We start from the raw sequence: 14,555 nt of genomic DNA, 5'->3' as shown, positions 1-14,555 counted from the left end.
GCCTGTCAGCGCCGTACCAGCTTCGCCAGAAACAGCAACAGGCTGGCGCCGATGAACGACGTGACGAAATAGCCGAGCCTGCTGTCCTGCACGAAAACATCGAAGGTTCGAAGCACCGCAACCGCAACCACCGAACCGACAATGCCGAGGATGATGTTCATGAAAATGCCGAAGCGCATATCCATGAGCTTGCCCGCAAGCCAGCCGGCGAGACCGCCGATGATGATTGCTGCAATCCAGCCTACACTTTCCATTCCCACGCTCCCTGAAAGAACCAGCCCCCATTTAAGGAGCCTGCATCGAGACATATGGGACACCCGGCATGGTTAGACAATGCCGGGTATCACGGAGCACTTATGCGTTCAGCACACGCCCATAGGCGTCGAGCACGCTTTCCTTCATCGATTCCGAAATGGTCGGATGCGGGAAGATCGTGTGCATCAGGTCTTCTTCAGTGGTCTCGAGGTTCATCGCAACAACGAAGCCCTGAATGAGTTCGGTGACTTCCGCACCGACCATATGCGCACCGAGCAGCTCGCCGGTCTTCTTGTCGAAGATGGTCTTGACCATGCCCTGATCTTCGCCGAGCGCCACGGCCTTGCCGTTCGCCGCAAAGGAGAAGCGTCCGACCCGGATGTCGCGGCCCTGCTCCTTGGCCTTGGCTTCGGTGAGCCCCACAGAGGCGACCTGCGGATTGCAATAGGTGCAGCCCGGAATCTTGAGCTTGTCCATCGGATGGACATTCGGCAGACCGGCGATCTTTTCGACGCAGATCACTGCCTCATGCTCGGCCTTGTGGGCGAGCAGCGGCGGGCCGGCAACATCGCCGATGGCATAGATGCCCGGTACGTTGGTCTTGCCGTAGCCGTCGATGACGATGAAGCCGCGATCGGTCTTCACGCCGGCAGCCTCAAGCCCGATGCCTTCGATATTGGCGACGACGCCGACGGCCGAAATCATGCGGTCGGCGGTGATCTTCTCGGAAGAACCGTCCTTCTTCTCCAGCGTCGCGGTGATGGAGTTCGCGCCCTTCTCAACCTTGGAAACCTTGGTTTCAAGGTGAATTTTCATGCCCTGCTTTTCGAGCTGCTTCTTGGCGAAGGTGGAGATTTCCGCATCCTCGACCGGCATGACCTGGCTCATGATCTCGACGACGGTGACGTCGACGCCCATGGTGCGGTAGAAGCTGGCGAATTCGATGCCGATGGCGCCCGAGCCCATGACGAGCAGCGACTTCGGCAGTTCTTCCGGCTTCATCGCCTCGAAATAGGTCCAGATCAGCTTGCCATCGGGCTCGATACCGGGCAGCGCGCGCGGGCGCGCACCTGTCGCGACGATGATGTGCTTGGCGGTATAGGTGCCCTCGCCCAGCGTGTTCTTCGGAACCGGACCCTGCGGCTGAACCACCGGCTTGGTGGACTTGCCGACGACGATTTCACCCGGCTTGGTAATTTTTGCTTCACCCCAGATGATATCGACCTTGTTCTTCTTGAACAGGAAACCGACGCCATTGTTCATGCGCGCGGCAATGCCGCGCGAACGCGCCACGATTGCCTTGACGTCCGGCTTGATCGAGCCTTCCAGCGTCAGGCCGTAATCCTTGGCATGGGTGGCGGTGTGCATGACATCGGCGGTGCGCAGCAGGGCCTTGGTGGGAATGCAGCCCCAGTTGGAGCAGATGCCGGCCAGATGCTCGCGCTCCACGACGGCAACCTTCATGCCGAGCTGGGCTGCGCGGATCGCGGCAATATAACCGCCCGGTCCCGAACCGATGATGATGACGTCATAAGATTGAGCCATTGGAAATCCTGCCTTGTCTTATTCGGGTGACGGCAAACCGCCCCGAAACGAGAATGAGTGTCAAAGTCCGAGCATCATGCGGACGACGGGCTCCAGCCCGCGGCCGATGGCCCGCGTGTTTTCAGCATCGAGATGAACGCCGTCCACCGGCGTCGTGCGGGCAACGGAGCCGGCATCGAAAAAACCGCAATCGAGGTCGTCTGCAAGGTCCCGATAAACCGAAGCCAGCATGGCCGATTCATCGATCGCATCGCGATAGATCGCCCCCATCACGGGGTTTGCCGTTTCGCAAAGCTGCGGCGGCGCGACGATCAGAACATCCGGCGCTTCCCAGTCCGCGACTTGCCAGACGTGATTGCGCGTGAGTTTCACCAATCGCTCGATACCCTTCATGGCGACAATGGCCGATCCATGGATCGACGGTTTCATGTCGTTGGTGCCGAGCATGATGATGACGAGATCGAGCGGCGCATGGCTGTGCAGCAGCGTCGGCAGAAGCCTTGCGCCATTGCGGTCGCAATCGGCCGTCAGATCGTCATAGGCGGTGGTACGGCCGCCCAGCCCTTCGTGGATCACGTGCACATCGGGACCGAGCGCCTTTTGCAAGACGCTCGGCCAAAGATCGTCATGGCTGTGACGGCCACCCGTTTCCGCATTTGATCCCCAGGTCAGGGAATCGCCAAAGCAGAGGACCGATTTCACCATGTCACGCTCCGATCAAACCAGCATGCCCATCGGGTTTTCGATGTAGCGCTTGAAGGCGCCGATCAGTTCGGCTCCGAGCGCGCCATCGACGCAGCGGTGGTCGGTGGAGAGCGTAACCGTCATGACGTTGGCGATCTTGATCTCGCCGTTCTTCACGACTGCCCGCTGTTCGCCCGCACCGACCGCCAGAATGGTGGCATGCGGCGGGTTGATGACGGCCGAGAAGCTCTTCACGCCCATCATGCCCATGTTGGACACGGCGGTCGTGCCGCCCTGATACTCCTCGGGCTTCAGCTTGCGCTCCTTGGCGCGCTTGCCGTAGTCCTTCATCTCGTTGGAGATGGTAGAGAGCGACTTTTCTTCCGCCTTGCGGATGATCGGCGTGATCAGACCACCCGGAATGGAAACGGCGACGCCGACATCCGAATGCTTGTGCTTGACCATGGCGCTTTCCGTCCAGGAGACGTTGGCGTCAGGCACATCGCGCAGCGCAAGAGCCAGCGCCTTGATGACCATGTCGTTGACCGACAGCTTGTAGGCGGGCTTGCCATCCTTTTCGGGAGCAGCCGCATTGAGCTGGGCGCGCAGCGCCAGAAGTGTATCGAGCTCGCAATCCACGGAAACGTAGAAATGCGGAACCGTCTGCTTGGATTCGACCAGACGCTTAGCGATGACCTTGCGCATGCCGTCATGCGGCACAAGCTCGTAGGAACCCTGTTCGAACAGCTTGAGAACGGCTTCGTCCGACTGACCCTTGGCAAGGGCCGGAGCCGGTGCGCCAGCAGCTGCTGCAGCAGACGGTGCGGCCTTTGCGCCACCGGAAGCGGCGGCCTTTTCCACGTCGGTCTTGACGATACGGCCATGCGGGCCGGAACCGGAAACGGCCGAGAGGTCGAGACCGGCTTCCTTGGCAAGACGGCGAGCAAGCGGCGAAGCGAAGATGCGCTCGCCGGACGCCGACGCAGGAGCGCCATTGCCGACACGGTCGCCTCCAGCCGAAGCTGGACTTGAATTACCGACAAAACCGTTTCCAGCGACTGCCGGGGCAGCAGCTTCTACCTTGGCTTCCTGCTTGGGTGCCTCGGCCTTTGCTTCCGCCTTGGCAGGAGCGGCAGCGCCGCCCTTTGCCGCCTCGGCAACATCCTCGCCATCGGCGGCGAGGATGGCGATCAGGGCGTTGACCTTGACCGCTTCGGTGCCGGCCGGAACGACCAGCTTGGCGACCGTGCCTTCGTCAACGGCTTCCACTTCCATGGTCGCCTTGTCGGTCTCGATCTCGGCGATCACGTCACCGGGTGCGACCTTGTCGCCTTCCTTGACCAGCCACTTGGCCAGATTGCCCTCTTCCATCGTCGGAGAAAGGGCAGGCATGGTGATGTTTATCGGCATCGAAACGCCTCCCCTTACTTGTAGCAGACGGTTTTGACGGCCTGAACGACTTCATCGACGTTCGGCAGAGCCAGCTTTTCGAGGTTTGCCGCGTAAGGCATCGGAACATCCTTGCCGGCGATCGTCAGGATCGGCGCATCGAGATAGTCGAAAGCGGCGCGCATGACCTGGTTGGCGATGAAGTCACCGACCGATGACTGCGGGAAACCTTCCTCGACCGTAACCAGACGACCGGTCTTCTTGACCGATTCGATGACGGTGGGCAGATCCATCGGGCGGATGGTGCGCAGATCGATCAGTTCGACGTCGATGCCGAGCTTTTCGAGTTCCGCAACGGCCTTGATCGCGTAGGTCATGCCGATGCCGAAGGAAACGATGGTCGCATCCTTGCCCTTGCGGTGAATGCGTGCCTTGCCGATCGGCAGCACGAAATCATCGAGCTTCGGCACTTCGAAGCTCTGGCCGTAGAGAATTTCATTCTCGAGGAAGATGACCGGGTTCGGATCGCGGATGGCGGCCTTGAGCAGACCCTTGGCGTCAGCTGCCGTGTAAGGCATGACGACCTTGAGGCCTGGAATATGGCTGTACCATGCGGCGTAACATTGCGAATGCTGTGCACCGACGCGGGCAGCCGCACCGGACGGACCACGGAACACCATCGGAGCGCCCATCTGGCCACCCGACATGTAAAGCGTCTTCGCCGCCGAGTTGACGATCTGGTCGATCGCCTGCATGGCGAAGTTGAAGGTCATGAACTCGACGATAGGCCGCAGGCCCGTCATCGCTGCACCGACGCCGATACCGGCAAAGCCGTGCTCGGTGATCGGGGTATCGATGACGCGACGCTCACCGAATTCCTGCAACAGGCCCTGGGTGATCTTGTAAGCGCCCTGATATTCGGCGACTTCCTCACCCATGACGAAGACTTTTTCGTCGGCGCGCATTTCTTCGGCCATGGCGTCGCGCAGCGCTTCACGCACCGTCGTCATCACCATTTCCGTGCCTGCCGGAATATCCGGATCGGCAGCAACTTCGATCTTGGGTGCTGCCGGAACCTTGGCGGCTTCCTTGGCAGCGCTCGGCTCCTCGGTCGCTTCGCGGGTCTTGCCGCCAGCCGCATCCGAATCGGAATTTGCGGCTTCAGCCTTCGGCGCGGGAGCGGACGCGACGTCGTCGGCGCTTTCACCTTCCTGGAGGAGGACTGCGATCGGCGTGTTGACCTTGACGCCTTCGGTGCCGGCATCGATCAGCAGCTTGCCGATGATGCCCTCGTCCACGGCTTCCACTTCCATGGTCGCCTTGTCGGTCTCGATCTCGGCGATCACGTCGCCGGAGGTGACCTTGTCGCCTTCCTTTTTAAGCCATTTGGAAAGCGTGCCTTCCTCCATGGTCGGGGAAAGGGCGGGCATAAGAATTTCTACTGGCATGGGTTTCCCTTTCCCGATCAGAGCAGAATGTCGGTGTAGAGCTCGGATACATCCGGCTCTGGGTCGTTCTGGGCGAAGTCGGCGCTGTCGGCGACGATATCACGGACATCCTTGTCGATGGCCTTGAGTTCGTCTTCGCTTGCCCAGCCCTGCTCCAGAAGCCGTGCCTTGACCTGCTCGATCGGGTCATGTTCGGAGCGCATCTTCTGCACTTCGTCTTTCGAACGGTATTTCGCCGGGTCGGACATGGAGTGACCACGATAACGGTAGGTCAGCATTTCCAAAATGATCGGACCCTTGCCGGAACGGCAATGTTCCAGCGCCTGATCGGCGGCGGCCTTGACGGCGCGCACGTCCATGCCATCCACCTGGATGCCGGGAATGCCGAAGGACTGGCCGCGCAGCGAGTAGTTCGACTGAGCGGTGGCGCGGGCGGTGGAGGTGCCCATGGCGTAACGGTTGTTCTCGACGATATAGATGATCGGCAGCTTCCAGAGAGCGGCCATGTTGAAGCTCTCGTAGACCTGGCCCTGGTTGGCGGCGCCGTCACCGAAATAGGTCACGGAGACATTGTCGTTGCCGCGATAGCGGTTGGCGAAAGCGAGACCGGTTCCGAGCGAAACCTGCGCACCGACGATGCCGTGGCCGCCGTAGAAATGTTTCTCCTTGGAGAACATGTGCATCGAGCCGCCCTTGCCCTTCGACAGGCCGCCCCTGCGGCCGGTCAACTCGGCCATGACGCCACGCGCGCTCATGCCGAGCGCCAGCATGTGGCCGTGGTCACGGTAAGCGGTGATAACCTGATCGCCTTCCTTCTGCGACATCTGCATGCCGACGACGACAGCTTCCTGACCGATGTAGAGGTGACAGAAACCACCGATGAAGCCCATGCCGTAGAGCTGGCCGGCCTTTTCCTCGAAACGGCGGATGAGCAACATTTCACGATAAGCGTGAAGCTCTTCTTCCTTCGAGAAGTCCGGGCTGTTCTTGCCGGTGAATTCGGTTGCGGCCTTTGCCGTGGTCTTGCGGCCGGATACGGTCGCTGGTTTTCGCGGCGCCATTCATCCCTCCCTGAGTTGCCGTTTGAATGGATAGAGTGGCGCGTACCATATGCAAGAAAATGCCATGCAGCAATGCTTTAAACGCATGGCACATATTCACGCTAAGATGCTGTGAATAAATCAGAAATGTTAAATTAACTCGATTTCGGTTAATTAGAAATATGTGTTCATGATGACGATTTCGTCCGTGCGGGACATATTCAACTGGTAACGGGAAATCTCGTCGATCATGTCCCGCTCCAGCGAGCCATCGCTCATCAATTCCACCTGCCGTTCCAGCGCCACACGCGCCTGCGTCAGCTTGGCAAGCTCCGCAGTGCGGGTGATACGCTGCCGCTCCAGCCGCTCCGTCGCCTGCAGGCCGAAGTCGCCATGAATGCAATGATAGCCGAAATAGGAAAGAAAAGCGATCGTGATGGCCGGAACGATCAAACGGCCGAATCGTCTCTTTTTATGATGTCTGGTCCACATGCCGGAGAGAAGCCTTAAAACGCATAACGTGAGTCTCGAGACTAAGGCTGATTGTTTAACTATCCGTTGACCTTAAATTCCAATCGGCAGATGGACGCAAAAAAGCCCGCCGGAGTGCGGGCTCAAACTGCTGACGAAGTCCGTCAATCTCTCCTCCGTCATGCTCGGGCCTGTCCCGAGCATCTGCAACGTCTCAAGTTGGTGGGACATTGGCAGATCCTCGGCACAAGGCCGAGGATGACGTCGAATGTGTTGCCAGACCTGTTGTCAACCTCGGTCAGCCGGTCAGCGGGGCTCTACCGCCCCGCGAACACACGTTACCCGCGCAGGATCGAGCGGCCGGCGTAAGCAGCCTGCGGACCCAGCATTTCCTCGATGCGGATCAGCTGGTTGTACTTTGCGAGCCGGTCGGAACGGGCGAGCGAGCCGGTCTTGATCTGACCGCAGTTCGTAGCGACCGCGAGATCGGCGATGGTGGAATCTTCGGTTTCGCCTGAACGGTGCGACATGACGGCGGTGTAACCGGCCTTGTGCGCTGTCTCGACCGCATCCAGCGTCTCGGAGAGCGAACCGATCTGGTTGACCTTGACGAGGATGGAGTTTGCAACGCCCATCTTGATGCCGTCGCGAAGACGCGCGGAGTTGGTGACGAAGAGATCGTCGCCGACGAGCTGGCACTTGTTGCCGATGAGATCGGTCAGCGTCTTCCAGCCTTCCCAGTCGTCTTCGGCCATGCCGTCTTCGATGGAAATGATCGGGTATTTGGCGACGAGTTCCGCCAGATATTCCGCCATTGCGCCCGATTCCAGCGTGCGGCCTTCGCCTTCGAGAACGTATTTTCCGTCCTTGAAGAATTCGGTCGAGGCACAGTCGAGACCGACGAACATGTCGTCGCCCGGACGATAACCGGCCTTTTCAATCGACTTCATGATGAAATCGAGCGCGGCCGGTGCGCTTTCGAGACCCGGTGCGAAACCGCCCTCGTCGCCGACATTGGTGTTGTGGCCCTGTGCCGCCAGTTCTTTCTTCAGCGTATGGAACACTTCAGAACCCATGCGCACGGCTTCGCGGATGTTTTCCGCGCCGACCGGCAGGATCATGAATTCCTGGAAGTCGATGGGGTTATCGGCATGCGCACCGCCATTGATGATGTTCATCATCGGAACCGGCAGAAGATGCGCGTTCGGGCCGCCGACATAACGGTAAAGCGGCAGGCCGGAAGCTTCGGCGGCAGCCTTGGCGACGGCAAGCGATACGCCGAGGATAGCGTTGGCGCCGATGCGCGACTTGTTCGGCGTGCCGTCGAGCACGATCATCGTCTGGTCGATCTGAATCTGGTTCTCGGCGTCGAAACCGCCGATGGCGTCGAAGATTTCCGTATTGACGGCTTCAACCGCCTTTTCCACGCCCTTGCCGAGATAACGCTTGCCGCCATCGCGCAGCTCAACCGCCTCATGCGCGCCGGTGGAGGCGCCCGAAGGAACGGCGGCGCGGCCCATGGAGCCGTCTTCGAGGTAAACATCGACTTCAACGGTCGGGTTGCCGCGGCTGTCGAGGATTTCGCGCGCGATGATATCGGTAATGGCAGTCATGGTCTCTCCCTTGGGAATGGAACAGATATTTTCCGTCGCCTGTCTTAGACGATGGCGAAGAAATTACAATGACGACGGGCGGCAGAAACGGCCCGCCCGCCATTAAAATCGATTGGCACAGACAGTGCCCGCCGTAACGCCCCGCCGCCCCTTAGGCTTTGGTGATGGCGTCGAAAGCGAGCAGCTTTTCCAGCAGTTTCGGCATGTCCTTCAGATGAACCATGTTGGGACCGTCGGACGGTGCATTGTCCGGATCCTCATGCGTCTCGATGAAGAGGCCTGCGACACCGACCGCAACCGCCGCCCGCGCCAGAGTCTCGACGAATTCGCGCTGGCCGCCCGTGGAACCGCCCTGCCCGCCCGGCTGCTGCACCGAATGGGTGGCGTCAAAGACAACAGGCGCGCCGAGCGAAGCCATGATCGGCAGCGAGCGCATGTCGGAAACAAGCGTGTTGTAACCGAAGGAGGCGCCGCGCTCACACAGAAGCACATTCGGATTGCCGCTCTCATTCAGCTTGGCCAGCACGTTCTTCATGTCCCAGGGGGCGAGGAACTGGCCCTTCTTGACATTGATGACGCGGCCGGTTTTCGCGGCGGCGACGAGAAGATCGGTCTGGCGGCTGAGAAAGGCCGGAATCTGCAGCACATCCACCACTTCGGACACGATGGCGCATTGTTCTTCGGTGTGAATGTCGGTCAAAACAGGAAAGCCGAATTCCTTCTTGAGATCGGCGAAAACCTGCATGGCGCTCTCAAGGCCGATGCCGCGCTTGCCGGAAAGCGAAGTACGGTTCGCCTTGTCGAAGGATGACTTATAAACGAGGCCGATCCCCAGCTTGTCGCAAAGCTCCTTCAGGACGCCCGCCACCATGAAGGCGTGCTCCCGGCTTTCCATCTGGCACGGGCCGGCGATCAGGGAAAATCGCTCTGTATTGGAAAAAGAAACCGAATTGGCGCCGTCGCCGGCGGTGACTTTGAGATTGTTCGTAACGCTCATCATTTTTCCTCGAAGGCGAATGCAACGCCCTGACCGGGCGCGGCGGACACCACCAGACGGCCGCCCGCTTCTGCGCTGGAGACGCCATTAGCAGCAAGCACCGCTTCTGTCACGGCAAGATCGTCAACGGAAAAGACGATGCCTGCGCCGTGCAGTCCATTGGGAGGATTGGGCAGGCTTTCGCTGAAGGCCGGTTTTTGGTTCAGCCTGATGTGCGCATTGCCGGTTGCAAAAATAATATCTCCATCTGGAGACATCTCCTCCTCACAGGCAAATACCGTTTCGATCAGACGGACCGCGTTCGGATCGCCGCCGGAAAACAGAACGATCTCGCTGAGACCGGAAGCACCATTGGCGTGGCGCTCCAGCGCCGCCCGGTCGTTCGGCAAAGCCAGCAATCGCTGGCAACTGAACAGAAAGAAATCCGAAGCCGCGCCGCTCGCTGCGAAAGCCAGCCGGAATGCCGCCTCACTCTGTGAGCCGTCCGGCATCCGCACGGGCCGTGAAAATTCAAAGATATCGCCTGCCGAGAAGCCGGACGCGGAAAACCTGTCATGATCGGCAATGGCGCTTTCGCTTCTTGCCACCAGGGCCGAAAAACCGTCCTCGCCATGACGCTGCCGAAAGGCTCGATCCCTACCGGTGAACACGTCGCCCCTGTTCACCGAGTCATTATATTTAGCCGGATCAGCAATGGCGAGCGGTTCCAGATAGGTGCCGTCCGTGAAGAAAACGCAGGCATTCTGCGTGCCGAAGGGATGGAGGGCCTCCGGAGCGACGGTGAAGCCGAGAAGCTCAAGGCGGTCTTTCGCCACGGCAAGAGACTGTACCGGCAAAACGAGATGATCGACACTATTTCGGTTCGCCATTTTCGAGCCCCTGTGCTGCGCGGCAGGGCGTCAAGCCGAGCCGGTTTGTGCGTGACCAAAGCACAGATGACGCCAGCAATGCAAACGATCAGCTTCGCCGGGCCGGCCTAGCCACGCACCTATGGCTTACCGGCAGGCGTCGAGACGGTTGATGGCCTCCACGTTTTTCGCCGAAGACCCTTTCGGATCGAAATCCGATGCCAGCCAGGTGTCGACGATGGCTTTCGCCAGTTCCGGGCCGATCACGCGAGCGCCCATGGTGATGATCTGGGCGTTGTTGGATTTCGCCGCGCGTTCGGCGGAATAGGTGTCATGGGTCAAGGCGGCGCGGATGCCGGGCACCTTGTTGGCGGAAATGCAGACGCCGATGCCGGTTCCGCAAAACAAGAGGCCGCGATCGAATTCGCCGGCGATGATGCTGCCGGCCACGGCTTCGGCCAGATCGGCATAAAATCCGTCCTGGCTTCGATCCACGACCGTCAGCCCTTGCCTGCCTGAGAGATGGGCGAGCACCGCATCCAGCAGGGGTTTTCCGGCGCTGTCGGCGCCCGCGACAATTCTCATTTCCAAATCTCCCGTTAGTCGCGCGTAAGCCCCGACGGGCTGTAGCCGCTATCTTCTGTTTTCACGATCGCAATCTGGCCTGTGCGCCTTCGGCAAGGCTGCGCAGGATGAGCGCGCAGGAGGTGGCGCCCGCATCGAGAACACCGAGCGAGCGCTCGCCGAGACGGCTGGCTCGGCCGATCTTCGCCACGAGATTGATGGTCGAATCCCTGCCGGTTTCGGCGGCAGCGACAAGGGCTGCGGCGGCATCGTGGAATGATGCGCCCGAGGAGGTGGCGGTGTCGAATGCCGTAACGGCCGGCACCAGCGTATCCAGCAGCGTCTTGTCGCCCACCTTGGCCGAGCCGATGGAACTGACGCCTTCGAGGCCGGCATGCAGCATTCTGCTGAAGGACAGTGCATCAATAACGTCGGCATTTTCGATTTTCTCGGCGAATTCCGTAAACATCACCCCATAAAGAGGCCCCATGGAGCCGCCGATTTCCGTCATCAGGATCGTGCCGAGCGTATCGAGCGCCTTGGCAAGCGAGGCGTCCTGCCCTCTCAGCCGGTCTGCGGCCATGCCGAATCCCTTGGCCATGTTCACGCCATGGTCGCCATCGCCGATCTTGCCGTCGATCTCGCTGAGATAGCCGCGGTTTTCGATGATCCTTTCGGCCATGGAGAGAACGATATCGCCGGCCTTGGCGTTCTGAAAAGACTGCATGAATTTTCTCCTCACAGCATAACGGTGCAAAGCGCCTCGGCATCGAGCAGCGGTTTCAGCTCGTCATCCAGCGCCATCACGGTCAAAGTCGCGCCCACCATCTCAAGCGACGTGAAATAGTTGCCGATATAGGTTTTGTGGATTTTCAGGCCACGCGCCGAAATCTCGGATTCTATCGTGTCGTTGAGGATGTAGAGTTCGTTGACGGGCGTCGCACCAAGCCCGGAGACCAGCACCGCCACCTCGCTGCCAGCCGGCAGGTTGTGATCGTCGAGCACGATCTTGCACATGTCCTTCGCCACCTCAGCAGCGGATTTCAGCTTCTCGACGCGAACGCCGGGTTCGCCATGGTGGCCTATGCCCACTTCCATCGTGCCCGGTTCGATCTGAAAGTTGGGATGGCCGACCGCCGGCAGGGTGCAGGGGCCGAGACCGACGCCGATGGAGCGGCAATTGTCGATGGCCTTCTGGGCGGTTGCCCGCACCTCCTCCAGCGAAGCGCCGCTTGCCGCCTTGGCGCCGCCGATCTTCCACATGAAGATTTCGCCGGCGACACCGCGGCGTTTCTCACGCTCGTCCGGGGCCGCGGAACACACATCGTCATTGGCGACGACGGTTGCGATCTCGATGCCGTCTTTGGCGGCGAGCTTTGTCGCCATCTTCACATTCATATTGTCGCCGGCATAATTGCCGTAGAGCAAGATCACGCCCCTGCCGCCATTAGCCTCGCGGATGGCGTCGTGAAAGCTCTTGGCCGTGGGTGATGAAAACAATTCGCCGACGGCGACGGCATCCAGCATGTTGCGGCCAGTGTAACCGATAAAGGCCGGCTCGTGGCCCGAGCCGCCGCCCGTGACCACGCCGACCTTGCCGGCGACCGGCGCGCCCCTGGCAACGACGACACGCGGATTTTCCGCAAGGCGCACGATGTCGCGATGGGCCTTGACGAAGCCTTTCACCGTATCCTCGACCACCTCGTCGGGGTTATTCACAAATCTCTGCATTCTTCTCCTCCTTTATGCCGTCTACGCCAGCCCCTACCGCTTCTCGGGCCGCCTCTCAGGCGACAGCGGCCGAGCTTTCGGCTCCGCTCCCGGCCAATCCTCTTTTGACCGCGTCAAGCGAAACCGTCAGAGCCTGCTCTATTTCCCGAAGCGATGCGGGGCTGATACGCCTTACCGGCTGGGCATCCGCGCGACGGTGAAGGCGCGCTGGAAACTCGATGCTGATCGGCATCTCCGGCTTTTTGGCAATCTCACCGAGCAGCTTGTCGCAATCGATATCGCCCTCGCCCACCGGCACGAAAAACCAGCCTTCCGGCGTGTGCTTCACATCCTTGATATGTGCGTGAACCGAGGCGGGCAGCGCCGCCACCGCGTCATCGGCAAAATTTTTGAGTTGCGGACGATGGGACGCGGTATTGGCCGCGTCATAATTCAGCCCCAGCCATGGGGAGCCGAAACGCCGCGTGAGCGCGATGCCCTCCTGCGCGATGTTGAAAAGATTGTCGCTGCCATCGCCGGGATTTTCCAGTCCGATCACGATGCCGAAGGCCTCGGCACGGCGCAGAAGCACCTCGATATTGCGCAGGAACCGGTCTTCGCGCTGCCGGGCCGAGGCATTGGTGGCGACTACCTTCGCGCCGATTCCCGCCGCAAAAGCCATTCTGCCGGTGAAAATTTCTACGGAATCGTCCAGTCCAAGATCGATATGCGACGACATGGCATGGCAGCCGAGCCCGGCATCGCTCAGCGAGCGGCGCCATGAGGCCATTTCAGCCGGCAGGAACGCGCTTTCGTCGAATGGTTCGGTGTAACCGACGATAAAGGCAGGCTCCACATGGCGAAAACCGATCCTGGCGATGCTCTCCAGCATCTCCTCGCGCCCATAGCCGTCATATGGCGCGCCGGACGCCGATATGATGCGATCTTTCATGCAATCCTCCCCTTGAGCCGCAGCCGAAGGGACGATGCCGATCACGCTGCAACCTCATTATTCCGACCGGAAAATGACGGAGAGGTCCGCTCGTGAGCAAGCGGAAAAAATTAACGCGCCAGTGAATTCAATTCACGTAACAGCCGCATTCCTATTCAAATGCAGGGTCCTGCAGGTCTTCGATCAGCCAGTCGGCAAACCGTCTTGCCAGCCTGCGCTGGCTGCCGGATTTGGGATAGGCGAGATAATGGCCGACATAGTGAAGGTCCTGCGTCGCGCCGCTCAAGGGCGCAACCAGCCGCCCGGATTTTATCTCGCGATGGGCAAGCCGTGTCGATTCCAGCGCCACACCGACGCCATTGGCTGCGGCATCGATCGCGAGGAAACTGCGGTCGAAACTCATGGCCTGAATGGGCGGCTTGCCCAGCCCATTGGCCTCGAACCAGTCCGGCCATTGCAGACGTTTGTTGTCGCTTCGAATAAGCAATTGCCGGTTCAAATCGCGGGGTGTCCTGATCTCGTCCGCGAGCGCCGGCGAGCACAGCGGCGTGACACGCTCTCTGCCCAGCGGAATGATGATGAGATCGTCTCCCTGCGGTTCGCCATAGATGATATCGGCATCGAATTCACCATCGACGAAACGCACATAGGCCGTGCTGGCCGCCAGCCGCACCTCAATGCCCGGATTGGCGTTCAAGAATTGCGGCAGGCGCGGAGACAATACCTGCGCCGCATAGCTGGGCGCACAATGCAGGCGCAGAAGATGGGAGCGGTTGGAGGACACCACCTCAATGCCCTGCCGCAACTCCTCAAAGGCGTTCGATGCATGTGTCAGAAGCGTCTGCCCCGCCGCAGTCAGGCGCACGGTTCGCGTGGTGCGCTCGAAAAGCGGCGTACCGAGCACCCTTTCGAGCTTGACGATAGCATGGCTGACGGCGCTCGCCGACAGGTTGAGCTCATCGGCTGCGGCGCGGAATGAGCCGAGCCGGGCGGCGGATTCGAAGGCGCGGATGGAGGTGAGTGAAATGCCGTTCAACAT

The 14,555-nt window shown here is 60.2% G+C and carries 15 protein-coding genes; all 15 read right to left on the bottom strand.

What is annotated here, in order from left to right; genetic code table 11:
• Nucleotides 1-5: 5 nt before the first annotated feature.
• Nucleotides 6-254, bottom strand: coding sequence for a GlsB/YeaQ/YmgE family stress response membrane protein (locus tag ACQZ5N_RS01980; protein ID WP_003521362.1), 249 nt, complete (start codon nt 252-254; stop codon nt 6-8).
• 100 nt (nt 255-354) lie between these two features.
• On the bottom strand, nt 355-1,800 hold the full coding sequence (gene lpdA, locus ACQZ5N_RS01975) for a dihydrolipoyl dehydrogenase (RefSeq protein ID WP_003502607.1): 1,446 nt from the start codon (nt 1,798-1,800) through the stop codon (nt 355-357).
• Nucleotides 1,801-1,860: 60 nt separating this feature from the next.
• On the bottom strand, nt 1,861-2,505 hold the full coding sequence (locus ACQZ5N_RS01970) for an SGNH/GDSL hydrolase family protein (RefSeq protein ID WP_035217458.1): 645 nt from the start codon (nt 2,503-2,505) through the stop codon (nt 1,861-1,863).
• Between the two features lie 12 nt (nt 2,506-2,517).
• On the bottom strand, nt 2,518-3,894 hold the full coding sequence (locus ACQZ5N_RS01965) for a pyruvate dehydrogenase complex dihydrolipoamide acetyltransferase (protein WP_448731914.1): 1,377 nt from the start codon (nt 3,892-3,894) through the stop codon (nt 2,518-2,520).
• Nucleotides 3,895-3,908: 14 nt separating this feature from the next.
• Nucleotides 3,909-5,321: a pyruvate dehydrogenase complex E1 component subunit beta gene (locus ACQZ5N_RS01960; RefSeq protein ID WP_269830876.1), complete on the bottom strand. Its 1,413-nt coding sequence runs from the start codon at nt 5,319-5,321 to the stop codon at nt 3,909-3,911.
• 17 nt (nt 5,322-5,338) lie between these two features.
• Nucleotides 5,339-6,382 carry a pyruvate dehydrogenase (acetyl-transferring) E1 component subunit alpha gene (gene pdhA / locus ACQZ5N_RS01955; protein ID WP_003521366.1) on the bottom strand — a complete coding sequence of 348 codons (1,044 nt, stop codon included), beginning with the start codon at nt 6,380-6,382 and terminating at the stop codon, nt 5,339-5,341.
• A 153-nt stretch (nt 6,383-6,535) separates the two neighbouring features.
• Complete coding sequence (locus ACQZ5N_RS01950; RefSeq protein WP_448731913.1) at nt 6,536-6,853, bottom strand: FtsB family cell division protein; 318 nt, start codon at nt 6,851-6,853, stop codon at nt 6,536-6,538.
• 317 nt (nt 6,854-7,170) lie between these two features.
• Nucleotides 7,171-8,445, bottom strand: coding sequence for a phosphopyruvate hydratase (gene eno, locus ACQZ5N_RS01945; RefSeq protein WP_003521367.1), 1,275 nt, complete (start codon nt 8,443-8,445; stop codon nt 7,171-7,173).
• 151 nt (nt 8,446-8,596) lie between these two features.
• Nucleotides 8,597-9,442 carry a 3-deoxy-8-phosphooctulonate synthase gene (kdsA, locus tag ACQZ5N_RS01940; RefSeq protein WP_304982544.1) on the bottom strand — a complete coding sequence of 282 codons (846 nt, stop codon included), beginning with the start codon at nt 9,440-9,442 and terminating at the stop codon, nt 8,597-8,599.
• Nucleotides 9,442-10,311, bottom strand: coding sequence for a VOC family protein (locus ACQZ5N_RS01935; protein WP_448731912.1), 870 nt, complete (start codon nt 10,309-10,311; stop codon nt 9,442-9,444). The genes kdsA and ACQZ5N_RS01935 overlap by 1 nt, the downstream gene beginning before the upstream one ends.
• A gap of 126 nt (nt 10,312-10,437) precedes the next feature.
• Nucleotides 10,438-10,875, bottom strand: a complete 438-nt coding sequence (derI, locus tag ACQZ5N_RS01930) for a D-erythrulose-4-phosphate isomerase (RefSeq protein ID WP_003521371.1) — start codon at nt 10,873-10,875, stop codon at nt 10,438-10,440.
• Between the two features lie 61 nt (nt 10,876-10,936).
• The gene (dhaL, locus tag ACQZ5N_RS01925; protein WP_448731911.1) at nt 10,937-11,581 is read right to left on the bottom strand and encodes a dihydroxyacetone kinase subunit DhaL; all 645 of its coding nucleotides are present in this window, start codon (nt 11,579-11,581) and stop codon (nt 10,937-10,939) included.
• 11 nt (nt 11,582-11,592) lie between these two features.
• Complete coding sequence (locus tag ACQZ5N_RS01920; protein WP_448731910.1) at nt 11,593-12,585, bottom strand: dihydroxyacetone kinase subunit DhaK; 993 nt, start codon at nt 12,583-12,585, stop codon at nt 11,593-11,595.
• A gap of 55 nt (nt 12,586-12,640) precedes the next feature.
• On the bottom strand, nt 12,641-13,516 hold the full coding sequence (locus ACQZ5N_RS01915; RefSeq protein ID WP_448731909.1) for a sugar phosphate isomerase/epimerase family protein: 876 nt from the start codon (nt 13,514-13,516) through the stop codon (nt 12,641-12,643).
• 151 nt (nt 13,517-13,667) lie between these two features.
• Nucleotides 13,668-14,555 (bottom strand): LysR substrate-binding domain-containing protein, encoded by an 888-nt coding sequence (locus ACQZ5N_RS01910; protein WP_196377773.1) that lies wholly within the window; start codon nt 14,553-14,555, stop codon nt 13,668-13,670.

The sequence above is a fragment of the Agrobacterium sp. 22-221-1 genome, from assembly GCF_053522445.1.
The sequence above is the reverse complement of the archived record's forward strand: the minus strand, read 5'-3'. Positions and strand labels throughout refer to the sequence as shown.